The organism is Alkalimarinus coralli (assembly GCF_023650515.1).
Classification (GTDB): domain Bacteria; phylum Pseudomonadota; class Gammaproteobacteria; order Pseudomonadales; family Oleiphilaceae; genus Alkalimarinus; species Alkalimarinus coralli.
In genome coordinates this window covers 805,976-829,002 of the sequence record NZ_CP096016.1, presented here as the reverse complement: position 1 = coordinate 829,002, position 23,027 = coordinate 805,976, and the positions used below count along the sequence as shown (strand labels likewise).

General features: G+C 46.0%; 19 protein-coding genes and 1 pseudogene. 6 read left to right on the top strand and 14 right to left on the bottom strand.

Annotated elements, in window-relative coordinates; all coding sequences use genetic code 11:
- Nucleotides 1-42 precede the first annotated feature (42 nt).
- Together ubiU and mnmL are read right to left on the bottom strand one after the other, a co-directional pair.
- Complete coding sequence (gene ubiU, locus MY523_RS03705; protein WP_250657460.1) at nucleotides 43-1,038, bottom strand: ubiquinone anaerobic biosynthesis protein UbiU; 996 nt, start codon at nucleotides 1,036-1,038, stop codon at nucleotides 43-45.
- A gap of 211 nt (nucleotides 1,039-1,249) precedes the next feature.
- Nucleotides 1,250-2,152: a tRNA modification radical SAM protein MnmL/YtqA gene (gene mnmL / locus MY523_RS03700; protein WP_250657459.1), complete on the bottom strand. Its 903-nt coding sequence runs from the start codon at nucleotides 2,150-2,152 to the stop codon at nucleotides 1,250-1,252.
- Between the two features lie 208 nt (nucleotides 2,153-2,360).
- Here mnmL and ubiT point away from each other — a divergent pair, with 208 nt between their 5' ends.
- From ubiT to MY523_RS03685, 3 genes are all read left to right on the top strand, one after another.
- Nucleotides 2,361-2,852, top strand: coding sequence for a ubiquinone anaerobic biosynthesis accessory factor UbiT (gene ubiT / locus MY523_RS03695; protein WP_250657458.1), 492 nt, complete (start codon nucleotides 2,361-2,363; stop codon nucleotides 2,850-2,852).
- 215 nt (nucleotides 2,853-3,067) lie between these two features.
- The gene (locus MY523_RS03690) at nucleotides 3,068-3,748 is read left to right on the top strand and encodes a Crp/Fnr family transcriptional regulator (protein ID WP_250657457.1); all 681 of its coding nucleotides are present in this window, start codon (nucleotides 3,068-3,070) and stop codon (nucleotides 3,746-3,748) included.
- Nucleotides 3,749-3,845: 97 nt separating this feature from the next.
- Nucleotides 3,846-4,850: an AraC family transcriptional regulator gene (locus MY523_RS03685; RefSeq protein ID WP_250657456.1), complete on the top strand. Its 1,005-nt coding sequence runs from the start codon at nucleotides 3,846-3,848 to the stop codon at nucleotides 4,848-4,850.
- Between the two features lie 78 nt (nucleotides 4,851-4,928).
- On the opposite strand, the pseudogene MY523_RS03680 reads toward MY523_RS03685, so the two are convergent.
- From MY523_RS03680 to fabA, 5 genes and pseudogenes are all read right to left on the bottom strand, one after another.
- Nucleotides 4,929-5,171, bottom strand: a pseudogene (locus tag MY523_RS03680) (acyl carrier protein); the annotation flags it as partial.
- A gap of 81 nt (nucleotides 5,172-5,252) precedes the next feature.
- Complete coding sequence (locus tag MY523_RS03675; protein WP_250657454.1) at nucleotides 5,253-9,830, bottom strand: ATP-binding protein; 4,578 nt, start codon at nucleotides 9,828-9,830, stop codon at nucleotides 5,253-5,255.
- Between the two features lie 5 nt (nucleotides 9,831-9,835).
- Nucleotides 9,836-11,008, bottom strand: a complete 1,173-nt coding sequence (gene fabV / locus MY523_RS03670) for an enoyl-ACP reductase FabV (RefSeq protein WP_250657453.1) — start codon at nucleotides 11,006-11,008, stop codon at nucleotides 9,836-9,838.
- A 143-nt stretch (nucleotides 11,009-11,151) separates the two neighbouring features.
- Nucleotides 11,152-12,369, bottom strand: coding sequence for a beta-ketoacyl-ACP synthase II (locus MY523_RS03665; RefSeq protein ID WP_250657452.1), 1,218 nt, complete (start codon nucleotides 12,367-12,369; stop codon nucleotides 11,152-11,154).
- A 115-nt stretch (nucleotides 12,370-12,484) separates the two neighbouring features.
- Nucleotides 12,485-13,003: a bifunctional 3-hydroxydecanoyl-ACP dehydratase/trans-2-decenoyl-ACP isomerase gene (gene fabA / locus MY523_RS03660; protein WP_250657451.1), complete on the bottom strand. Its 519-nt coding sequence runs from the start codon at nucleotides 13,001-13,003 to the stop codon at nucleotides 12,485-12,487.
- Nucleotides 13,004-13,250: 247 nt separating this feature from the next.
- Between fabA and MY523_RS03655 the strand changes: the two genes are divergently transcribed.
- The gene (locus MY523_RS03655) at nucleotides 13,251-14,432 is read left to right on the top strand and encodes a 1-acyl-sn-glycerol-3-phosphate acyltransferase (protein WP_250657450.1); all 1,182 of its coding nucleotides are present in this window, start codon (nucleotides 13,251-13,253) and stop codon (nucleotides 14,430-14,432) included.
- Between the two features lie 21 nt (nucleotides 14,433-14,453).
- On the opposite strand, the gene MY523_RS03650 is transcribed toward MY523_RS03655, so the two are convergent.
- Nucleotides 14,454-14,636, bottom strand: coding sequence for a hypothetical protein (locus MY523_RS03650; RefSeq protein WP_250657449.1), 183 nt, complete (start codon nucleotides 14,634-14,636; stop codon nucleotides 14,454-14,456).
- A 357-nt stretch (nucleotides 14,637-14,993) separates the two neighbouring features.
- Nucleotides 14,994-16,031, bottom strand: coding sequence for a recombinase RecA (recA, locus tag MY523_RS03645; protein ID WP_250657448.1), 1,038 nt, complete (start codon nucleotides 16,029-16,031; stop codon nucleotides 14,994-14,996).
- A 202-nt stretch (nucleotides 16,032-16,233) separates the two neighbouring features.
- Between recA and mutS the strand changes: the two genes are divergently transcribed.
- On the top strand, nucleotides 16,234-18,834 hold the full coding sequence (gene mutS / locus MY523_RS03640) for a DNA mismatch repair protein MutS (protein ID WP_250657447.1): 2,601 nt from the start codon (nucleotides 16,234-16,236) through the stop codon (nucleotides 18,832-18,834).
- A 154-nt stretch (nucleotides 18,835-18,988) separates the two neighbouring features.
- Nucleotides 18,989-19,312, top strand: coding sequence for a ferredoxin FdxA (gene fdxA, locus MY523_RS03635; protein WP_250657446.1), 324 nt, complete (start codon nucleotides 18,989-18,991; stop codon nucleotides 19,310-19,312).
- Nucleotides 19,313-19,442: 130 nt separating this feature from the next.
- Here the strand turns inward: fdxA and MY523_RS03630 are convergent, their stop codons facing one another.
- The 5 genes from MY523_RS03630 to fabZ are packed head-to-tail and all read right to left on the bottom strand — an operon-like array spanning nucleotide 19,443 to nucleotide 22,988.
- Nucleotides 19,443-19,898 (bottom strand): DUF4124 domain-containing protein, encoded by a 456-nt coding sequence (locus tag MY523_RS03630; RefSeq protein ID WP_250657445.1) that lies wholly within the window; start codon nucleotides 19,896-19,898, stop codon nucleotides 19,443-19,445.
- Between the two features lie 21 nt (nucleotides 19,899-19,919).
- On the bottom strand, nucleotides 19,920-20,549 hold the full coding sequence (gene rnhB / locus MY523_RS03625) for a ribonuclease HII (protein ID WP_250657444.1): 630 nt from the start codon (nucleotides 20,547-20,549) through the stop codon (nucleotides 19,920-19,922).
- Nucleotides 20,539-21,768, bottom strand: a complete 1,230-nt coding sequence (lpxB, locus tag MY523_RS03620; RefSeq protein WP_256470517.1) for a lipid-A-disaccharide synthase — start codon at nucleotides 21,766-21,768, stop codon at nucleotides 20,539-20,541. The genes rnhB and lpxB overlap by 11 nt, the downstream gene beginning before the upstream one ends.
- Nucleotides 21,769-21,777: 9 nt before the next feature.
- Nucleotides 21,778-22,551 (bottom strand): acyl-ACP--UDP-N-acetylglucosamine O-acyltransferase, encoded by a 774-nt coding sequence (lpxA, locus tag MY523_RS03615; protein WP_250657443.1) that lies wholly within the window; start codon nucleotides 22,549-22,551, stop codon nucleotides 21,778-21,780.
- The gene (gene fabZ / locus MY523_RS03610) at nucleotides 22,551-22,988 is read right to left on the bottom strand and encodes a 3-hydroxyacyl-ACP dehydratase FabZ (RefSeq protein ID WP_250657442.1); all 438 of its coding nucleotides are present in this window, start codon (nucleotides 22,986-22,988) and stop codon (nucleotides 22,551-22,553) included. The genes lpxA and fabZ overlap by 1 nt, the downstream gene beginning before the upstream one ends.
- Nucleotides 22,989-23,027: the final 39 nt, after the last annotated feature.

Here is a 23,027-nt window from a genome sequence, read left to right as displayed (position 1 = left end):
CCTTTCTCTTGTCAGTTGTCACTCACCACTCGCCAGCAGCAGCTATTGCCACGCTCTTGTGTACGCGCCTAATGTGGTTTGAGCACCTTCAGATACTTTTGCCAGGTCATCTTTCCACTGTTTTTTAACCCTGAAGTGTTCCGGGTTCATCTTGTGCAGGTCGATCGCTCGTCGCCAGGTTCGAACAACATTCTCAACATAGGCGGGGCTGCGCTGCCGACCTTCAATTTTTACTGCTTTAATACCTGCGGCGTACAGGTCGGGTATCAATTCTACGGTGTTGAGACTGGTCGGCTCTTCGATGGCATGGAAGGTTCTCTCCCCGACTTTAAACCGGCCTTTACATAAGGTTGGGTAACCCGCATTTTCCCCCTCTTCGAAGCGGTCAATCAACACGTCATTGAGCCGTGCTTCAAGCCCTGCGTCGGTCTGCTCCCAGCGCACATCTTTGGCTGGCGAGCAGGCGCCACAGGTATTGGGGGATTCGTCAGTCAAATAGGATGAGAGATAGCAGCGCCCTTCTGCCATAATACATAAGCTACCAAACGCAAAAACTTCCAGCTCTACCGGCGAGTACTCTGCAACGGCTTCTACCTGTTTCAGCGAGAGCACTCTCGGCAGAACGGCACGACGAATGCCGAAATTATTTTTATAAAACTTGAGCGTTTCATAGTTGGTGGCCGAACCTTGAACCGACAAGTGCAGCGGAAGGTCGGGGTACCGCTCGGCTGCATAGTCCATCACCGCCATATCCGCACATATCAGCGCGTTTACGCCTAAGTCCTGGGCGGTATCAACCGCTTTCTGCCATCGCGACCAACCGGCTGTTTGCGAGTATGTATTGATAGCAACAAACACTTTCACGCCTTTATCGCGTGCATAGGCAAGTCCATCCTGAGCTTTTTTATCAGCAAAGTTAAGACCTGCAAAATGCCTGGCATTGGTATCATCTTTGAAGCCTATATACACCGCATCAGCACCACTATCGACGGCGACTTTTAGAGCAGAAAGGCTACCTGCTGGACAGACCAATTCCACGTATTTCTCCTTTTATCCAAATAACAAATCATATAGTTAGTTTATGTCCAGAAACGGCCGTCATTCCCGCGAAAGCGGGAATCCATAACTCGGAGCCATATCAAAATACTGGATCCCCGCCTTCGCGAGGATGACAAAGCTACGATATTTCTGGGCGGATATTAATTATCTAATCACCTATTAACTATCTAACCACCTATTAAACACACCATCACTCACGCGCTCTAGTCTCAAGTTCTGTACAGATTTCATTGAGAACAACCCATTTCTTGCTACACCAGGCTGGCGCAAGCAATAACTCTTCTGATGCTGTACCGGTGAACCGGTGAAATACAACCGATTTTGGCGTCCTTCTGATGACTTCAGCAACCAGTGCAACATATTCACTTTGAGACATAGGGTGATACTCGCCTCGTTTCCATTCACGGGCTAGCTGAGTGCCTTTAACGACGTGTAATGGGTGTATCTTTAGCCCGTCGGTGCCAAGCGCGAGAACCTTATCAAGTGAAACCAGGGTGTCTTCGGGCTTTTCACCGGGCAGACCGGCAATTAAGTGAGTGCATATTTGCAGCCCTCTCGCTCGTGCACGCTTTACGGCATCAACATACTCGGCAAAACCATGGCCTCGGTTAACTCGATCAAGCGAGGCATCAAATGACGATTGCAACCCTAGCTCAAGCCATACTTCATGCCCCTGCTGCTGATATGACTGCAGTAGATCGAGCACGGCATCCGGCACACAATCAGGCCGTGTACCTACCGATATGCCAATTACATTCGGGCTGTTGAGTGCGCTTTCATATAACTCTCGAAGGTATTCAATTTCGGCGTAGGTGTTGGTGTAAGACTGAAAATAGGCTAAGTATTTTTTTGCGCCGGTTCGTTTCACAATAACTTGCTGGCCTGCCAGTACCTGATCTTCTACCGGCGTGACGATTTTTCTATCTGAGGGAGAAAAAGATGCGTTGTTGCAGAATGTACACCCGCCAATGCCCTTTGAACCATCTCGGTTGGGACAGGTAAACGCAGCGTTAATTGAAACCTTGTGGACTCGCTCGCCCCATTTTTGTTTTAAATGATGGCCTAACGTAGTGGCATGTTTTGTTAAGTCCATTAGCGCGTCATCTTGAATTGTGAGGGTTTCTTATTATGTATGGCGAGCGCTATATCGAGCATAAAATGTCATTGCCTTTTCAATGGGTTGAGCAAATTTTGAGAGGCTAACAGAGCTTTTTGAAAAGCGAGTTGATGATCATCAAGGCGAGTAACGCAGGCTAAGGCACTATTGTCTGCAAATTGGCCTCGTACAAAAGGAATTTATTTTGTTTCCAAGACCTCCTTCTCCTTCGAAACTATACTCTCAACTCCCCCGCATACTGGCAAAACCGCTGGCTCATGTGCCGTTTCCGGCTCAACGTATTGCGATGACAAAAGTGCTGCAACAAGTATTTAAAGAAGCGCTGGAGTCTGGCGAATGTGAGTTTTTAAGAAACCGATGGTTATTAGTAAAAATAAACGATCTGGGTATTAACTGGTATTTCAGCCTGGGCCAAGACGGGAAAATACTGTTGCAGCCTGCTGGGGCTCATGACGTGAGCATCAGCGGTAACCTGAATGAATTTATTTTGCTGGCAGCAAGAAAAGAAGACCCTGATACGCTATTCTTTCAAAGACGCCTGTTAATTGAGGGCGACACAGAGCTTGGTCTGGAAGTTAAAAACCTGATCGATTCACTGGATACCAATGAGTTATCCAATGAGCTGCGCTTTCTACTCAGCAGCGCGGGTGAATATGTCGGTATTTTTGCATCGTAAGTGGTGTTTTAAATAAACCATTGCTAGCAGTATTGTGCGCCTTCGGAAGCCTTAACCAGGCCAATGGGCGGCGACTACATGGACGTCTAAGCAAAAGGTGGTTGCTCCAGATCAATACTCGACGAACTATGCCCAAAAGTACTCCTAAAGAGGCATGCAAAGTCAGGAAAGGCCAGTGGTAACATAGCCCAAATTTGAATTTAAGCGTGACGTCCATGTTAGATGAATTAAAGTTAGAACAAATTAAAAAGCACTACCTTTTCTCTGGTTTATCAGAAAAAGCGCTGGCAGAAGTCGCCCGTATAACCAAGTTGTCTGAGCTTGAGCCCGACCAACACCTGTTCTTTCAAGGTGAAAAGGCTGATCATTTTTATCTGATTTTATCTGGCCAGATTAAACTCACTCGCCTGACACCCGACGGTAACGAGAAAGTCATTGAGATATTAATGCCAGGGCAAACGTTTGCTGAAGCGGTTATGTTCATGCACAAAGACGACTACCCGGTCACGGCAACCTCGATCTCGGATGCGAAAGTTTTTTCGTTTAATAGCAAACATTTTTTGGGCATTCTGGAAGAGAATCCTAAAACATGTTTGAGTTTGCTGGGAGATCTGGCACTTCGCCTCCGCGGCAGACTCAATGAGATTGAGAATCTCACCATGAAAAACGCAACGTACCGTGTGGTACGCTTCTTCTTGAACGAGCTAGAGAAACAAGGCGAAACCAATAGCCGGGTTGAGCTGTCGATTCAGAAGCAGCTTATCGCTTCTCGCCTGTCGATCAAACCGGAAACATTATCGCGTATTTTTCATACCCTAAAAGACCGTGAAATACTTGAGACTCAGGGTAAAACGATCATCATCAAAGATGTCGACAAACTAAAATCATTTGAATAACCTGCCAAGATAGATATACCAACACTATAGGTATTCAGACGCTAAAGGGCGGTATAATGGTCGTTATTATTTGATCATGCAGGCCGCCCAATCCACTATGAACAGCTTTAGTCCAAGTATCGGTAGCTCATCAGTACTCGCCCTTATCTCTCTCTTGGACGACTACGGCTTTTCCCGGCAACAGGTTTCGGACATATCCGGCATAGACCTTAGTACCCTCGACCTTCAAGATAGCCGCCTGCCGCTAGACCAATACAAAACCCTTTGGGACACCGCACTTAAGATTACCAATAATCCTGCATTGGGGTTGGAGCTTGGCCAGATATTTAATGCATCTAAAATCGGCCTAGTCGGCCATATTATTTTTAATAGTGAAAATCTGGCTAAAGGTTTGAAGGAGTATGTTCGGCTGTTCAGTATCGTTAACGAAGCGATTTCACTGAATTTTGAAACCGACGAGAAATATGCGTATCTGCGCTTTATTCACCTTAACCCCGAGCACTACTGCATCCCGGATATGGAGCGCTCAATGGTACTTTCGCTCTATCGTGGAAAGGCGCTGTTTGATAGCGATATCCAGTGGGAATCTGTTGACTTTCAACATGCTCAACCCGATTACGTTGATAAATACCAAAAGGTTTTTAATTGCCCTCTCAACTTTAACCAAAACCACTGCCAGATAGTGTTTCAGCGTGACTATTTGGAACTAGCCCCAAAGCAGCGCAACCCATACCTTGGAAGTGCGGCACTGGAATACGCCAACAGCATGCTAAAAAAACTGTTCCGACGCTCTTATGCCGATAAAGTAAAGGGGCTGATTGCCCAGTCCATCAGCACAGGTGAAGCGGATGTTGACCATATTGCCGAAAAGCTCAATACCAGCAGGCAAACACTCTACCGCAAACTCAAAGCAGAAGGCGTTTCGTTTCAAAGCTTATTGGAAGATGTTCGGTTCAGCACCGCAAAAGAACAACTCAGGAACTCTGACCGTCAGTTAAGCGAGATTGCATTTTCACTAGGATTTAGTGATTTAAGCGCGTTTAGTCGCGCATTTAAACGATGGAGCGGGGTTACACCAAAAGAATATAGAGACGGGGTGTGAGTTTTGTTTGGGCAAGGAGGAGGGTTCAAAAACTTCTAGTCTGTCACCCCCGCGAAGCGAGGATGACAGGTCGAGTGCTTATGCTTCTACCTTATCTGAAACAAGCGCTATCACGTCATTGACAGTCTTGATCTGCTCAGCCATATCATCAGGTATTTCTACATCAAACTCTTCTTCAAATGCCATCACCAACTCAACAGTGTCCAGTGAGTCTGCGCCTAGGTCATCAATAAAGTGCGCTTCAGCCGTTACCTTATCCTCTTCTACATCCAGCTGGTCACAAATTACTTTAATAATACGTTTTTGAATATCAGACATTGAGTCTTCTCCGTTGGCTTTTCAATCGTGCTATCGGTTTATGTTCTAGATTTTATATTCTAGCGTTCAGGTTTAATGCAAAAGTCAGGCTTCGACTTTTACAGGTTTAATAACAAATAGAAGATCACCTCTGTTCACTTGCTGTCCTGAGACACCTTTAACGTGAGTGATTTTATACTTCTGGTCAGCCGGATAGATCTCTGCACCGGCTTTATTGAAACTTGACAATGTAAGTGGCTGGAACATCTTCATCGCCTCTAACAAACACAGGGTCTGATCAACCGTGACCGTATCACCCTCTTCGATATAGGAGGGCTGATCAGGTGATGCAGAGCGGTACATAATGCTGGTCGAGGGTGCGAGAACTTTCAGCTCTTCTGAGCCGTCTACAACGATTGAGAAGGTCTCGTCCGATGCTGACTCATTAACTCCCGCGCCTCCCTTCAATGTGCTTAATTCAGCAGGGTTTCTTGTAACCAGATCGATTAAGTAGCCGGTATCATAATCACCAGACAGGAAGACCGGGTCTTTCAGTATGACCTGCAACAATGGAATATTGGTATCGACCCCTTCAATAATGACTTGCGAAAGATAGTCTGACATTTTCTCAGTGGCTTCTTCTCGCGAACCGGCGTGAACGATGACTTGAGCAATCAGGTTATCGTAAAACGGTGGAATCGACTTACCGTCATCAACCGTAACGATATGGGTAACGCCCTCCACTTTCGGGAACAGACACTTGCTTACCAAGCCAGGTGTCGGTACGACTTTTAGTTCACCCTGATCAACCGAAACACTCTCAGCGTTGATTCTTACTTCAAGTGCATAACCGGATTCTTTTATCGGCATCTCATCAATAGACTTACCCATTGCAATGCGATACTGCTCTCTAACGATATCCACACCACTGACCAGCTCTGTCACCGGATGCTCTACCTGCAAACGGGTATTCATTTCCATAAAGTAGAGCGTTTCGCGGTCAAGGTCATAAATAAATTCAACCGTACCTGCGCCATGGTAACCACAGGCTTCCGCCAGTTTATAAGCCGAGTCTCTAGCAATTTTCTCTTGATCGGATGGCAGTACAGTAGAGACAGACTCTTCGATGATCTTCTGCTTGTTGCGCTGAACACTACAATCACGCAAACCTAAAATGCGTGTGCAACCAAACCGGTCTCGCAATAACTGCACTTCAATATGCCTGAAGCGCGTCACCAGCCGCTCCAGATAGATATCTCCACTCCCAAAGCTATTGCGAGCTTCGGCTTTGATCATATAAAACAGTTCTTTTAGCTGCTCTGCTTTTTCGACAACGACAATGCCTTTACCACCACCGCCGTGAGCGGCTTTCAAAATAATGGGGAAGCCTATTTCCTGAGCGATCTGCTCTGCGTGATCGATGTTTCTAAGCAGCCCATGACTGCCTGGTACCACTGGAACGCCCAGCTCAATAGAGGTGTGTATCGCTCTGGACTTATCCCCCATCGCTTCCATGCTTTCTGGCGATGGCCCGATAAAGTTCAGCCCCTGCGCTAAACACTGGTGTGCGAACTGGCTATTTTCAGAAAGAAAACCAATTCCCGGATGAAGCGCTTCTGCACCATTCATTTCTGCAATTCGCAGCACACTGTCACCGTTCAGATAGCTTTCATCGGGGGTATATCCGCCCAAACAAACCAGATTATCACCATCTTTCAGCATATCCGCTGCAACCGAATCCATATCCGGATCGGACTGAACAAGCACCACGTTAAGGTTCATTGCATGGGCTTCGCGAATCAGCTTAACAGCGGTGCACCCTCGCGCGTGAACGAGCACTTTCTGATACGGCTCAAACTTCTGTATCGCTGCGGTATTACTAAATTCATCTTTGCGGCTCGGTATGTCTTTATGAGTCAGCCATCTGTTAATCAGTTCAGAAACACTCATTCCCGCAGAACTGATTGCCGGGTCAATCGCTTTAAGTCGCTCATCGAGCCCCTCAACCATAGGGTGTTTGACAAGTCCCTGCATGCTATTGGCTTCTGACACCAGATAGTTAGCCAGTGTAGCGGTTACCGGAAGATATTCAGGTACAACAATACGGCCTGCAAACGGCATATTGGTGCCCGAAAAATAGTAGGTTTCGACTAACGGGTGAGTTACCAGACTTGCTTGTGCTCCACCCGTGCAGTCCCCATAACCAAACATCAAAATAGGGAGCCCCAGATCACTGACAAACCGGTTAATTTGGTCGTTTACCACCGCCATGGAAAACAGCGCTGACGCACCTTCTTTTGTTTGCATTCCGCCCGAGCTGATAAAACCAATAACGGGCATGGAGTATTCAGCACAGTAAGCCAGTAACCGGCATAAACGCTCGGCCGAAGACATATCAAATGCCCCTGCCTGAAATGCGTGATTGGAAACAAAAAGCCCTACAGGTTCCAGGTCTTCACCGACGGAAAACTCGGCTATACCTGTTATCAACCCTGATGCAGATTTTGATTTGGCCTGCTGGCGAATAATGGCTTCGCCAAACCCCGGGAAGTGTTTCGGATTCGCCGTGGTAATGCGGCTATCCAGCTCCATAAAGTCCTGAAATAAAGCGCCTATCAGCTCTTGTGGAGTAAAGCTGGCAGCAGGTTTAATATCATTAAGAATAGACTGAATTCTTAAGTCTTTGATGGCTTGGTTTAACCGGTTCCAGAAGTCTTTTCTTCGGCCGATAAACACTGGGTTAAACTGGCCCGAGAATGTTTTATTCTCTTTCTGACACTCAAACAGTTCAGGATATAGTTTTTCAAAGAAGTAGCTGGCAACCACAAACACGACGTCAGAGGAGCGGGGGTGTTGAACCTTTTTCCACTGTTCTGCGGTTCTTAAAAACTCCCCGAAGTTACTGGTGTTGCGGATACGTATCAGCCATCCACTAAATGACGCGACCTCTTCGTCGCTGCTAATGCCGGACTCGTTCAACATAGACTGTAGCAACGATTCCGATATTTTTTTATTGTCACTAAATTCAGAGACAATTTCTGTCAGGTTAGCCAGAATTTTCTCGTACAGCGTATCGAACCTAATTAACTGTTTGCAGTGTTCGATAGTGACCGGCTTAAAGCGACTGTCCTGAATAAGGTCAATAAAGCTTAACTGCTCATTTGCCAGTACGTTGCAGTCAACTTCGTTTTCAAGCTTCTCAAGACTGTCGATAAGTGCATTCAAGTGATGTGGTGCTTCTTGCTGCCAGCCGTTATAGAGATAAAAAGCGATTTCGGCAGACAGTTCATGCAGTGCTTTTTCAAAGTTCCCTTTTGGATTTCCAAGAAACAGAGAGGCAATATAGCCGCGTTCGTCACCTCGGTGCTGTTCACTTTCCCGATAACGCGACCAGCTTTTGAAAAGCGCATCTTCATAGATTAGCTTGTCACTGCGCTTCAACCACTCACTGAACCTTGAGTCGCTGAGCATTCGCTGCTGCTCATCAGGCGAGATCGGTAGCTCGCAAACATCACTGGTGGTCTCTTCCAGCTGCACGGATTGGGTCTTTAGTCGAGAACGCAGTTTTAGTGACCTTAAAGCGCCATAACCAAAACCAAATAGCGATGGGAACCCTCTCACATCCAGTGGAGCCAAACGCTTGCTGAGTAACTCTTCTTTGCCTGCCGCCAATAGCCTGCTGACATCAATATAGTGCTGACTCAATGGCGTCAGTTTTTTTACTATCGCACGGGACTTCAATTCAATTTGAGCCAGCGACGTGACAATGGCCGCTTTAAGACGCTCACTGTTTTGGCTGCCTTCCAGTGGAGAGTAGTCAATCACTCCGTCGATAATACCTTCCTGAAAAAGCTCCGGTGCAGACACCCCAACCAATCGTGCGCAGGTCTGCCAATCAAGCTTCTGCTTTCGGGCGATAGACGCCAGGCCTTTAGGTTGAATGGTACTGAAAATACCATCTCTCACCGAAAGCAATAGGTTGGTTGCAGCCAGAGGGATAGCTCCACCTGAGTAACCAAAGCCCCATACAATGCCCACCGTAGGAACCTTAAGGTCTGCCATGGTCGCGATTAACTCAGATATGCTATGGGCCTGATTACGCAAGTTGGCTTTGGCCCCCGCATCGGCTCCGGGAGTATCAATAAATGTGACAATAGGTATCTGACGGCGCTCAAGCTCCCGAACCCACTTGCCGGCTTGTTGGTGGTGCTTTGGCTTCCATACACCGTTATTAACCTGGCGGTTTTGAGCGACAACACCTAAACGAATAGTCTGCGAGGCATAACTTAACTCAATCTCCGCAATATACAGCGGGCCTTCTTTTGTTTCAGAAATGACCCGCTCAGAAAGCTCAGAAATGAGTTTGATAATTGAACTTCTATCATTGCTTTCTGCGGGAATAAGTACCTGCTGCTGGTATGCATCTCCAGACGTCTGCCGCAACGCATTGGCACGTCGAATCAGGTCATCCCCTGCAACAAACGTGGCACCTTCCATGACCTCTCGCCCAATGCCATATTGACTCAGGCTTGTTGATTGCTCTTTAGCTTTGGCATCAGCCGCATTTGATGGCTTGTCACTGGCTCTAACCAGATCCGCCAACCTGGAGTACTCTTCGAGACACAGTAGCAGTGCCGCTGCAGACTCTTTTTCCAGGCTTTTGTTACGCTGTACTTCACTCATTATGTTTACTCCGACAGCACAGTCTCTACGCTTGCCTCATAATCAATACGTTGAAAACCAAACCCAAACAACTTCAAGAAATCCCGTCTGTATCCATCAAAATCAGACAGTTGTCGTAGGTTTTCGTTGCTGATCAGTTCCCATCGACGCTTCACTTCAGATTGAACCTCCTCAGTTAGCTCATGTTCGTCGACTCTTAAGCGACCAGCACTATCTTTTTGGCAATTGTCCCCATAGAGACCTGTGGTTAAAATTCTATAAATCTGTTCAATACACCCTTCATGGGTGCCCTTTTCTTTCATCACCTGATAGAGCAACGATATATAGAGCGGCATGACAGGTATCGCCGCACTCGATTGCGTGACCAATGCTTTAAGCACTCCTATATGAGCACTTCCACCGTGGTTTTGCAAAAGAGTATTAATTTTCGTTACTGTTTTATCAAGATCTTTCTTTGCTTGGCCAATGGTAGCGTCACCGTATATTGGCCAGGTAATTTCATCCCCGATATAAGTATAGGCAATAGTTTTGCAGCCATCGGCTAAAACACCTGCATTATTCAAAGCCTCAATCCAATGTTGCCAATCTTCGCCACCCATCACTTTTATCGTGGCATCAATTTCTTCCTGATTAGCGCCCATTAGCTCAACTGACTTAATCTCGCCTTTATCGGTATCTATGGTTTTACCCTTAAATACACTTCCGATAGGCTTTAACACAGAACTATACCATTTATCTTCACTGGCTACATAACGACGGGGGGCCGCAACACTATAAACAACCAGATCAACCTTTTTTACCGTTTCCCTAATCTTTTTGATTGTAGCTAGCTTTGCATCTTCTTGAAATGCATCCATATTCAGGCTTTCTGCAACCAACCCTCGGGCTCGGGCAAGCTGTTCAACACGCATGTTGTTATACCAGCCAGCGGTTGCGGTTTTTCGCTCCGTAGGCTCTCGATCAAAATGGACGCCAATCGTGTCTGCCGCTCCGCCTAATGCCAGCGCAATACGAGAGGCAAGCCCGTACCCGGAAGAAGAGCCAATAATTAATGCCCGTTTAGGTCCATCCAGCGTATGCGCAGTTGCAAACTCTGCTTGCTCGTTAACATATTCAAAGCACCCGTTGGGGTGAGCATTCACACAGATAAAACCTTTAACCTTGGGCTTAATAACCATATCGCTTAACTCTTAGTCCGTATACCAAATCGTTTGTCTGCTTTGTTCAGGCGTGTCGCAGGGCGCGAGCCAGTTCGCAAAATCTCAGCCCCAGTGAACACTGGGTGGAAAAATCATCGAATATTCTGGTCATCATTAGTGTTTCAGGCGGCGTACTTTCCTAATATTAATGAAGCATTGGTTCCGCCGAAACCAAAACTATTACTCATCACCGCGTCGATCTCTGCATTTTCTGCTTGAGACACTATCGGTATCGTCTCGGTTTCATCTTCCGGGTTTTGTAAATTAGCTGTTCCTGCGATGAACCCTTCTTTCATCATGATCAGGCTGTAAATAGCTTCATGAACACCGGCAGCGCCTAGCGAGTGGCCACTTAATGATTTCGTTGCACTCAGCTTTGGCAGATGCGTCCCGAATACTTTTTTAATCGCCTTTAGCTCTGTCAGGTCGCCCATTGGTGTGCTCGTACCGTGCGTATTTATATACTGTATCGGTCGATTACCCGCCTGATGAAGCGCCAATGCCATACACCGCTCTGCCCCCTCACCGGATGGCTGAACCATATCCTGCCCATCAGAAGTGGCGGCATAACCAATCACTTCGCCATAAATTTTTGCACCTCGTGCCAGCGCATGTTCCAGCTCTTCAACCACAACCACTCCGGCCCCATTTGCAATCACAAATCCGTCTCTGCCTTTATCATACGGCCTGGATGCCTGCTCGGGGGTATCGTTATATTTAGTCGACAGCGCACCCATTGCGTCAAACTGCAGTGCCAGCGTCCAGTGGGCACTATCAGCCCCGCCTGCAAACACTATTTTTTGTTTACCTAACTGAATTTGTTCTACTGCGGTACCAATACAATGAGCGCTGGTTGCACAGGCGGACGTTACAGAGTAGTTGACACCTCGAATCCCAAAGGCGGTAGACAGCACCGATGAGAGCGCGCTATTCATTCCCCGTGTAACTCGATATGGCCCTACTTTTCTCACGCCACCTTTGTGGAATGTGTCGACCGAATCTACTACGTCCTCTGTTGAGGTTCCTCCTGTGCCCATGACCAAACCAGTAAAGTCACTTTTTACCTGATCTTCTTCGAGCTTTGCATCCTCAATCGCTTGCTTCATGGCAAGATACCCATAACCCGAAGCGTCCGTCATGAAACGATACAGTTTACGATCAATATGTTCCTTTGGCTTCAATGAAATTTGCCCACTTATTTGAGAACGAAGCCCTTTTTCGACAAACGTCTCATCAAGTTTAATACCGCTTTTTCCCTTTTTAAGCGACTCGGTAACGTCTTCAACACTGTTTCCCAAGCTTGATATAATCCCTATACCGGTAATCACTGCGCGCTTCATTTACTCTTCCTCAAACGTTCATAACGAACATGACTTAATCTTTAGCCGTTAACCTTTAGCGCCGCTTATGCACAGAACAAAAACCATGCACAGGCGCCACAAGGCGCATAACGTATTAGCTTACGGCACTCATGCCAGAAACAGGAATTAACCCCGTTCTAATATTTTCTGCGCTGTAAATATTGGTGCCGTCAACATAGACTTCTCCGTCGGCAATCCCCATCACGATATCTTTTCTGAAGACCCGCTTTATATGTATGTGATAGCGAACCGTCGATGCCTCAGGTAACACTTCGCCAAAAAATCGTACGCCACCAACTCCTAATGCTCTGCCCTTTCCTTCATAACCTGCCCAAGCCAGGTAAAACCCAAGACCTTGCCAAAGCGCATCAACCCCTAAACAACCAGGCATTACAGGGTCTCCTGGAAAGTGGCATTTAAAAAACCACAGGTCTGGTAATACATCAAACTCCGCAATTAGCTCTCCCTTATTGTACTTTCCTCCTTTAGAAGAAACATGGATGATCCGGTCAATCATCCGCATCTGTCCTTGGGGGAGCTGCATGGCAGGCGGATTAGCAACGTTAAACATGGCGTCTAATTCTAGTTGAGAATAACTGGCTTGTTGCTGCATAACTTATCTTCCTTAAACGACCTATTGCGGTTCTGGTGAGTGAGACTATTAACTCTTATAAGTGTTACGTTTTTATGGCACTCACTATAGAGCGCTAAACAGCAATTCTCTTGACCCATTGTCCCAATCATTTGACATCTCGTATCAGCTAACACCAAAGTCTTACAAAGCAAATAGACGCACGAACCACTTTCCTATTACTATTAGCATTAACAATTACTTAATAAGATCAGGTATAGCCGCATTTATGAGTAAGAAAGTTAACGGTATAGCAGAGGGAGCTACGTTGTTACAGCCGTGGCAAGATGAGTTCGACCAGATTAGAGAGTTCTTTGACGAAGAAGTTCATGCTTCAGTTCAACGTTTATGCGCAGATAACAGCTTCGTAAGTCTGTTGTCAGCGTTTTTTTCCCAAGCTCAAACAGAGATTAGCGAAGCACAGTTGACCGCCTCACTTCAGCAAACAATTGGCAACCTTAATAGCGCAAACAGCATTAAGGAACTTCAGTTGCTGGTAAACGAAATTGCAACACCTATCATTGATAGCTCTGTCGCTAAGCTCAGCTTTAGCGGCTTAGACCAGTTGCCTACTGATCAGCATTATCTATTTATCTCAAACCATCGCGATATATTGATGGACCCATTGCTTCTAAATTTCTTGTTGTATCACCACCAATATGAAACCGCGCACTGCGCAATAGGCGATAACTTATTACAAAATAGCATTGCCCTTGAGTTTGCACGTTTAAATAAGTGCTTTAAAATTTTGCGTTCAATTACGTCCCCAAGAGAGATATTAAAAGCGATGAAGGTTCAGTCGGCTTACATCCGACACCTCAGTTTCAACAACGCCGCGAATATCTGGATAGCACAAAAAGAAGGCCGCTCCAAAGACAACCTGGATAAGACCAACCCGGCGCTAATAAAAATGCTAGGGCTGGCCAAACCGAAGGAGTTAGCATTCGGAGACTATATTAGCCAGCTGAATATCGTGCCCGTTAGCTTCTCTTATGAATGGGATCCTTGCGATATTGACAAGGCTACTGAGTTGGAAATAACAGAACAGCAAGGGCATTATAAAAAAGAAGCGATAGAGGACTTAACCGCCGTTAAAAAAGGGTTGTTTGAACCGAAAGGGTCAGTGCATGTTCATTTTGATAATCAGCTGCTAGACGGCCAATTGAAAGACCTGAACCACATAGATATTGCAGAAAAAATTGACCACTCAATTATTAAAAACAGAGTTATATTTCCAGTTAATGACGCGGCTAAGCAAGCATTGTCGCCAACCAAGGTTATAACCAGTCAACGATTTAAAAAAGAAGAGACCGAAAAGGCACTTATTGAATTAGAGCGCAGGCTAAGCGGCTGCACTCCACAGGTTCGTAAGCGAGTTTTATTAAATTATGCGGCTCACTCGACAGATTGACTCTCTGCCGAAGGGAACTCATTAAAGATCATTACTTTGATTATCTTTGTGAACACTGGTGTTCTCGTCGGGTGGGCTAACATAATATCTCTGCTGATCAATCTCTTTAACCTCTGGGTCAGTAATGTCGTGCCCTTTTTTGCCCCGTTTCAGCCAAAAGACAAACCCTGCCCCGACGACTAATAACAATAACCACTTAAGCATACAGCCTCCTGAATAAACTTGAGCTTGCCTCTTTGTAGAACCTTTAATCAAACGTCTAGCAAGACAATCAAAATAGAAGATTAGCGCAAAAACCGCCTCAGACGAAAAACATCCCTAAGTTAATAGTAAACCTAAAACAAAAAATGCGCTTAAGTCTTTTCCACTTAAACGCATTTTAGGTGCTATATCAATCATTCGATATAAGTACAAATATGTATTTTTAAGCTGCCTAGCGGCAGTGAACGAATATACGCATTGGCACTGCCCGGTCAACGCGTTTCCCGAAGGCCAGGCTGCATATCCCGCTTTCCAATAAGCTCGCAGCCTATTAGAGGCAGCGCTTAAAAAGTACGAGCCTTAGATTTCAATTTGCTCCATGGTGTCTTCTTTTTCAGATGTTTCCTGTGGTTGAGGCATCAGCTTTTCTCGAATCTTCCCTTCAATTTCAGCGGCAACCTCTGGGTGTTCTTCGAGATAAACAGCAGAGTTAGCCTTTCCTTGACCAATCTTCTCACCATTATATGAATACCAGGCGCCGGCTTTATCAACAAAACCGTTCTTCACGCCCATATCGATGACCTCTCCCATATGGTAAATACCTTTGCCATACATGATTTGGAACTCGGCCTGCTTAAACGGAGGAGAAACCTTGTTTTTTACAACCTTAACACGTGTTTCGTTACCTACGATCTCATCACCGACTTTAACTGCACCGGTTCGGCGAATGTCCAAACGAACCGACGAGTAGAATTTAAGCGCATTACCACCGGTTGTCGTTTCAGGGTTACCAAACATAACCCCAATTTTCATACGTATTTGGTTGATGAAAATACATAGGCAGTTCGCATTTTTTATATTACCGGTGATTTTGCGAAGTGCCTGGGACATCAAGCGGGCTTGTAAGCCTACGTGATGATCACCCATTTCACCTTCAATTTCAGCTTTTGGAGTCAATGCCGCAACAGAGTCCACAACAATAACCTCTACTGCCCCTGAGCGAACCAGCATATCTGCAATTTCAAGTGCCTGCTCACCAGTATCTGGCTGAGAAACGAGCAGTTCATCAACATTAACGCCTAGTTTTTCAGCGTAAACAGGGTCTAGCGCATGCTCTGCATCGACAAACGCACAGGTCTTGCCCTGTTTTTGAGCTTCTGCAATAACTTGCAAGGTCAAGGTCGTTTTACCTGAACTTTCTGGGCCATATATTTCTACGATACGCCCATATGGCAAGCCACCAATACCCAACGCTACATCCAGGCCCAAAGACCCTGTAGAAACAGAAGGAATCGCTTCACGGGGTTTATCCCCCATTTTCATAACAGCACCTTTACCAAACTGTCTTTCAATTTGTGATAATGCTGCCGTAAGCGCTTTCTTTTTGTTATCGTCCATCGATGACCTCTAAATGCTGTTTATTAAATACTGTTCATATCAAAAAAATACTGTATATTTGGTCAGTATTATTCCACACTTTTTTTTATCTGCAAAGTGTTTTAACCGAAGTTTAGTTTATCCCCCCTTCTTCTCTTTATATCTCTATGATTTCACGTAAAATTGCGGTTCGTTTTTTTACACAGGGTAGATCGCTTACATCATGGCAAACTCGAAAAACTCCACTCCACAGCACACACCAATGATGCAACAGTACCACCGGCTTAAGGCAGACCATCCAAACGAGTTGGTGTTTTACCGTATGGGGGATTTTTACGAGCTATTTTATGATGACGCCAAAAAAGCATCAGAGCTATTAGATATTACGCTGACTGCAAGGGGGCAATCTGCGGGTCAACCCATCCCGATGGCCGGTATTCCTTATCACGCCGCGGAGGGATATATCGCCCGTATTGTAAAAGCCGGAATATCAGTAGCGATCTGCGAGCAGGTTGGCGACCCAGCCACCAGCAAAGGCCCTGTGGAACGTAAAGTCGTTCGTGTTGTTACTCCCGGAACGCTTACAGATGAGGCATTTCTTGAAGAAAAGAAAGACAACCTTCTGACAGCGGTTCATTTTTTAGAAGAGTCATTTGGTATTGCCACGCTAGACATAAGTTGTGGCCGATTTAATGTACTTGAGGTTGATAGTCTGGAAGCGCTGCAAGGTGAGCTTCAACGGCTACAGCCCGCAGAGCTTTTGGTGAGCGAAGAGTTCCCCTACACTGAAGCCATTTCTCATATCAAAGGTGTTCGCCGTCAACCACCATGGAATTTTGAAATGGAGACGGCAGAGCGGGTTTTAACCAAGCAGCTGCAAACCAAAGACCTGACAGGCTTCGGTTGTGATGATTTAACACTCGCGATACAGGCTGCCGGGTGCTTGTTACAATATGCCCGTGAGACACAGCGGAATAGCCTGCCCCATATCAGACAGTTGAATCGCGAGCGACGGGAAGAAAGCGTCATACTTGATGCAACCAGTCATCGAAACCTTGAAATTGATACCAATATAATGGGGGGCCACCTCCATACATTGGCCTGGGTAATGGACAAAACATCCACAGCCATGGGAAGTCGCTTACTTCGACGCTGGCTAAACCGTCCATTGCGAGATCAACAATTAATCAATGATCGTCAGGATGCCGTTAAAGCTCTGCTCAATGAATACTTTTACGAGAATGTTCAAGAGCAGCTTAAAAAAATCGGAGACATTGAACGAATACTTTCTCGTGTTGCCCTGGGGTCAGCGAGGCCACGGGATTTCGCCCGTTTAAGAGACACATTCTGCATCCTGCCAGATCTGCAAAACGTGCTTAAAGATATAGACTCATTACAAGTTAAACAGCTGTCAAAGGAAATTCGGGAATATCCCGAGTTAGCAGACTTGCTGCAACGGGCCATCATAGAAAACCCGCCTGTGATAATAAGGGACGGTGGTGTTATTAAAGATGGCTATGATGAAGAGCTGGATGAGCTTCGATCTCTCAGTGAAAACGCTGGGCAGTTTTTGGTTGATCTTGAAAACAGAGAGAAAGAGCGTACCGGCATCACGACCTTAAAAGTGGGCTACAACCGCGTTCATGGATATTTTATTGAGATAAGTAAAGCTCAATCCGACCAGGCTCCCACTGAATATATAAGACGACAAACACTTAAAAATGCTGAGCGTTTTATAACGCCGGAACTTAAAGAGTTTGAAGATAAGGCGCTAAGTAGTAAGAGCCGTGCATTAAGCAGAGAAAAAGCGCTCTATGAGGCATTAATCTCACAGCTGGCTGAACAACTTATGCCACTACAGATTACCGCTCAGGCGATTTCTGAGCTGGATGTGCTTGCCAATTTCGCTGAGCGCGCACAAACCCTCAATTTAACACCACCTGAAATCAGCGCAACACCTGGCATACTGATTGAAGATGGTAGACACCCGGTTGTAGAACAGTTGCTCGACGCCCCTTTTGTACCGAACGACCTTCATCTGGACAACAAGCGTCGCATGCTTATTATTACCGGCCCTAACATGGGGGGTAAATCGACTTACATGCGTCAGGTTGCCCTGATCACGCTTCTTTCCGGTACGGGGAGTTTTGTTCCCGCCGGTCGAGCTGTGATTGGCCCAATAGACCGCATATTTACCAGAATGGGTTCCTCTGATGATATTGCGGGTGGGCGCTCCACCTTCATGGTCGAGATGACTGAAACGGCAAATATTCTTCACAATGCAACTGAACAGAGCTTGGTATTAATGGACGAAGTCGGGCGCGGAACCAGCACATTTGATGGCCTTTCACTGGCATGGGCCAGCGCAGAGCATTTAGCAAAAAACACCAAAGCCTACACTCTTTTTGCAACCCACTACTTTGAGTTGACCGCTCTCCCCGAGCAACTGGACAACGCCACTAATGTTCACTTAACGGCGACCGAGCACGAAGACTCTATTGTTTTCTTGCACACTGTTCATGAAGGCCCGGCAAGTCAAAGTTATGGGTTGCAAGTAGCTAAACTGGCGGGTGTCCCTCACTCGGTAATCCAAAACGCAGGCCAACAGCTGAAAAAACTTGAAGAGTCAGAAAACAGTGCTGCTCATGTATCCGCCTCGATGCAAGCTGCCAAAGTGACCGAAAGCGCTTCTATACAGGCAGATATGTTCGCAGTAATGGAGCCAAGTGCTGTCGATAGCGCAGTTAAGGATCTGGATCCCGACAACCTGTCGCCAAGACAGGCATTGGATGAGCTTTATCGTTTAAAAGCACTAGCCGATTAATATTCATCATGCTGAAAAGTGGGAGATTTTAGCAGGCAACGCCATATAGACTTGCCTGCTTATCAGTCTACCCATACAATATGCCCCTAATTTTTTGAAACCGACAAAGGTTTACCAATTAAGCTCAAGAACTGACCAAGCTGGGGAGCAAATAATGACATTTATTGTTACCGATAACTGTGTGAAATGTAAGTACACTGATTGCGTTGAAGTATGCCCAGTCGACTGTTTTTATGAAGGCCCAAACTTTCTCGTTATTGATCCAGACGAGTGCATAGACTGCGCACTGTGTGAGCCTGAATGCCCAGCGAACGCTATTTTCTCAGAAGATGAGCTACCGGCAGATCAAGTACAGTATGTTGAAATAAATGCTGAGCTTTGCCAAACATGGCCAAATATTACAGAACAGAAAGACCCGCTACCGGATGCAGCTGAGTGGGATGGTGTTGAGAACAAACTTCAGTACCTAGAGCGATAAGTTATCTGCTCAAAGCATTTTAAGGGGTGCTGCCTGCGCCCTTTTAATGCCATATAGAAAAACGCTCGTCAGGTGTACTGCTTTATCTTAATCTTAATCTTCAAATACAGAATTACAATTCAGTATTGAGCTACAAGTCAGCACAGTGCTCCTGCCACTTTTGTTCAAACTTCCCTTTTTGACGCTCTATTTCTTGATCTGTCAGATATTCATGCTCTCCCTTGTCATTATACCTAACAATGGCGTACCCTTTTTCGTAAATTGTTATCTCTTTTTTCAGGCGAGAGCAGTATGAAGCCATCTTTTTTTTCTGCTTATTCCGCTTTGCTTGCTTCTCTCGCTCAACCGCCTTTTCTTCTTCCAACGCTCTTAAAAAACGATGTGTATTTTCCAAAGAGTTTTGACTAGAAGGAGATTCTTGTTTGCTCCCCTCCTCTTGCTTTAATTCCACTACCTCTGCTGTCTTCCCTGGAGATTTATCACTGAAATGAACCCTGCCACTATCATCTGTCCATTTATAGATTTCAGCCACAGCAGGTGCTGAAGCACAGACAAATATGATAATGAGACCTACGAATTTGTTCATTTTAATCTCGATAAAGGCTTATTAAATAAGGTCTTTAAGCCCCATATTGCGGTTTAAAGCAATACACTCTCGAACAGGACGAAAACTTTTCCGATGGATGATTGTTACACCTTTTTCTTTAAGCGCATTCAGGTGAGCTGGCGTAGGGTAGCCTTTATGCCCTGAAAGCCCATAACCAGGGTATTGTTGATCGAGCAAAATCATCTCTCTATCACGAGTCACCTTGGCAAGTATTGAGGCCGCGCTGATTGCCGCAACCCGGCTATCCCCTTTAACCACAGACTCGCAGCGAACATTGATATCAGGGCAACGGTTACCATCAATCAGTGCGTACTCGGGAGTAATTGGAAGATCTTCCACCGCACGTTTCATGGCAAGCATTGAGGCATGCAAGATATTCAGCTCATCAATTTCGGCAACGGTGGCTCGTCCTATAGCCCAAGACAAGGCCTTCTCTTTTATTTCCTCAAACAGGCGCTCGCGCTTTTTTTCGGTTAGTTTTTTCGAGTCATTTAATCCATCGACAGGTACTGATGGATCAAGAATCACTGCTGCGGCCACGACATCGCCAGCTAATGGGCCACGCCCGACTTCATCGACCCCGGCCAATAAGTGTCCTTTATAGCAGCATTCAAACGCGTCACTTTTCATTATTAATCAACTTTGAGATAGCCACGGCGGCCTTGTCATTTGCATCTTGTTTTAGCGACTGATGAATTTGAATAAATTCCCGATTTAATTTTTCATTCGCGTTGTCCTTGGCTAACCGTTGAAGAATGGATTTGCCAAGGTTCAACGGCGAAGCCTGCGCCTGAATAAGCTCAGGCACCAACGCTTTATTCGCCAATAAATTGGGAAGGGCAATATAGGGCGCCTTCATCAACCGCTTCATAATAAAAAACGTAATTGCACTCATTCGATACGCTACAACCATCGGACGCTTGAGCAGCATGGCTTCCAGTGTTGCCGTACCTGATGCAAGGAGAATGACATTGCTCGCAGCCATCACGTCCCTCGACTGCCCTTTAATAAGGGTGATCGGGAGATCAGGGCCTAGCCGCTGGATAATCTCCTCGATTTGCTGCTTTCTGTCATCATTCACATAGGGCAGAAGAAACTGGGCATTAGGATTTTGAGATATGACATACTTAGCAGTCTCAATAAATATCTCGCCCAAATAATGGATTTCGCCAGAACGACTGCCCGGTAATAACGCGACTACATTTTGGCTTTCAGCCAAGGGAGATGAGGCTAACCCTAACCGCTCCCGGGCAATAAGCTGTGATGACTCAAGGGGGATCATGTCCGCAAGAGGGTGACCGACAAATGCGACGGGAACTTTATGGTCTTTATAAAAACGAGCCTCAAAGGGAAAAAGTGTTAACATCAAGTCAACCGCTCGGGCAATTTTAAACACTCTTTTTTGACGCCAGGCCCAAACGGATGGGCTGACATAATGAACTGTTTTTATACCAGACTTACGCAATGACTCTTCAAGCCCCAAGGTAAAGTCGGGAGCATCGATGCCAATAAAAACATCAGGGCGATTATCAAGAAAATAGTTACGAATGTTCCTGCGAATCCAAATCAACTCAAACAAGCGGCCCAGCACTTCAACCAGCCCCATGACCGAAAGGCGATCCATAGGGACATGTGTTTTGAACCCTTGTTGAACCATCAATGGCCCACCAATTCCTTCAAATATCGCGTTGGGGTAACGGCGTTTTAGCTCCTTTATAAGACCCGCGCCCAGGATATCCCCCGATATTTCACCGGCCACCATCCCAATTCTAACAGGCTTTTCACTTAAAACGTCTGACCCGCTAACGGAAGTAGTGCCTTTATTACCGTTTTCCCCCTCCTGACTCACATTCATTCCTTAACGCAAAATACCGCGATCTGAATTCTTAAGCGAGTCAAGCAAAATGCTAACTTCAGGTACTCGTGATGCGGCGTCTTCCAATGCCTCAATCGCCTGTTTAAGCGTTAACCCCTGCCTGAATATTATTTTATACGCTCGCTTGAGCTCAAGCATCGCTTCCTTTGAGAACCCACGCCGCTTAAGGCCTTCTGAATTTAACCCAAATGCAGATGCAGATTGACCACTCGCCATAATAAAGGCAGGAATGTCCTTTAGGACAATGCTGCCCCCAGCGCTCATGCTGTGACAACCTATCTTACAGAACTGGTGAACCATCGTCCCTCCCCCAAGAATAGCCCAGTCCCCAACATGTACATGGCCAGCAAGTGTCGCATTATTTGCCAAAATAATATTGTCACCCAGCACGCAGTCATGGGCGACATGCACATACGCCATCACCAGGTTATTGCTACCTATTTTGGTAAGCCCCTGATCCTGAATGGTTCCACGATGGATGGTGCAGTTCTCGCGAAAAATATTATTATCACCAATCTCCAGTCTCGTGGGTTCGCCTGCATATTTCTTATCCTGGCACTCCTCACCAACACTTGAGAACTGGAAAATCCGGTTGTTTTTCCCTATTACGGTGGGGCCTTTAACCACCACATGAGACATAATTTCCGTTCCAGACCCAATTTCAACGTTTGGCCCTATATAACTCCATGGGCCTACGGTTACATCATCTGCCAGAATAGCTGACGGATCGACAATTGCCTGGGGATGAATACTCATTAACTTTCTCTCTCAGCCGTCATAACTTCACCAACACAAGCCACTTCACCATTTACCAAGGCTCGGCAGTCAAATTTCCAGATACCATGTTTATTTGCCACAAGGCTAGATTCAAGCACTAACTGATCCCCCGGTAGAACAGGCCGTTTAAAACGAACCCTGTTTGAGCCTGCAAAATACTGAATCCGGCCATCGGTAGGCTTTGTCCCATCAGTAATAAACCCTAGAATGCCCGACACTTGAGCCATAGCTTCCAAAATTAAAACACCCGGCATGATAGGCTTACCAGGAAAGTGCCCAGTAAAAAATGGTTCATTAATAGTGACATTCTTATAGCCTACGATACTCGTACCTGGATTTATTTCCGTCACCCTATCTACCAACAAAAACGGGTACCGGTGAGGTAGGTACTCAAGTATCTGATCAATGTCCATCATTTAGATATTGCCTCAATAATCTTAGTTAATCCGCTTAGC

Excerpts from the sequence above, each read along its gene's own strand:
- fabZ (WP_250657442.1), bottom strand. The coding sequence starts at position 22,988 with ATGATGGACATTGATCAGATACTTGAGTACCTACCTCACCGGTACCCG.
- lpxA (WP_250657443.1), bottom strand. The coding sequence starts at position 22,551 with ATGAGTATTCATCCCCAGGCAATTGTCGATCCGTCAGCTATTCTGGCA.
- MY523_RS03690 (WP_250657457.1), top strand. The coding sequence starts at position 3,068 with ATGTTAGATGAATTAAAGTTAGAACAAATTAAAAAGCACTACCTTTTC.
- MY523_RS03665 (WP_250657452.1), bottom strand. The coding sequence starts at position 12,369 with ATGAAGCGCGCAGTGATTACCGGTATAGGGATTATATCAAGCTTGGGA.
- MY523_RS03685 (WP_250657456.1), top strand. The coding sequence starts at position 3,846 with ATGAACAGCTTTAGTCCAAGTATCGGTAGCTCATCAGTACTCGCCCTT.
- mutS (WP_250657447.1), top strand. The coding sequence starts at position 16,234 with ATGGCAAACTCGAAAAACTCCACTCCACAGCACACACCAATGATGCAA.
- MY523_RS03630 (WP_250657445.1), bottom strand. The coding sequence starts at position 19,898 with ATGAACAAATTCGTAGGTCTCATTATCATATTTGTCTGTGCTTCAGCA.
- fabV (WP_250657453.1), bottom strand. The coding sequence starts at position 11,008 with ATGGTTATTAAGCCCAAGGTTAAAGGTTTTATCTGTGTGAATGCTCAC.
- mnmL (WP_250657459.1), bottom strand. The coding sequence starts at position 2,152 with ATGGACTTAACAAAACATGCCACTACGTTAGGCCATCATTTAAAACAA.
- MY523_RS03650 (WP_250657449.1), bottom strand. The coding sequence starts at position 14,636 with ATGCTTAAGTGGTTATTGTTATTAGTCGTCGGGGCAGGGTTTGTCTTT.
- fabA (WP_250657451.1), bottom strand. The coding sequence starts at position 13,003 with ATGCAGCAACAAGCCAGTTATTCTCAACTAGAATTAGACGCCATGTTT.
- rnhB (WP_250657444.1), bottom strand. The coding sequence starts at position 20,549 with ATGAAAAGTGACGCGTTTGAATGCTGCTATAAAGGACACTTATTGGCC.
- fdxA (WP_250657446.1), top strand. The coding sequence starts at position 18,989 with ATGACATTTATTGTTACCGATAACTGTGTGAAATGTAAGTACACTGAT.
- MY523_RS03675 (WP_250657454.1), bottom strand. The coding sequence starts at position 9,830 with ATGAGTGAAGTACAGCGTAACAAAAGCCTGGAAAAAGAGTCTGCAGCG.
- recA (WP_250657448.1), bottom strand. The coding sequence starts at position 16,031 with ATGGACGATAACAAAAAGAAAGCGCTTACGGCAGCATTATCACAAATT.
- MY523_RS03655 (WP_250657450.1), top strand. The coding sequence starts at position 13,251 with ATGAGTAAGAAAGTTAACGGTATAGCAGAGGGAGCTACGTTGTTACAG.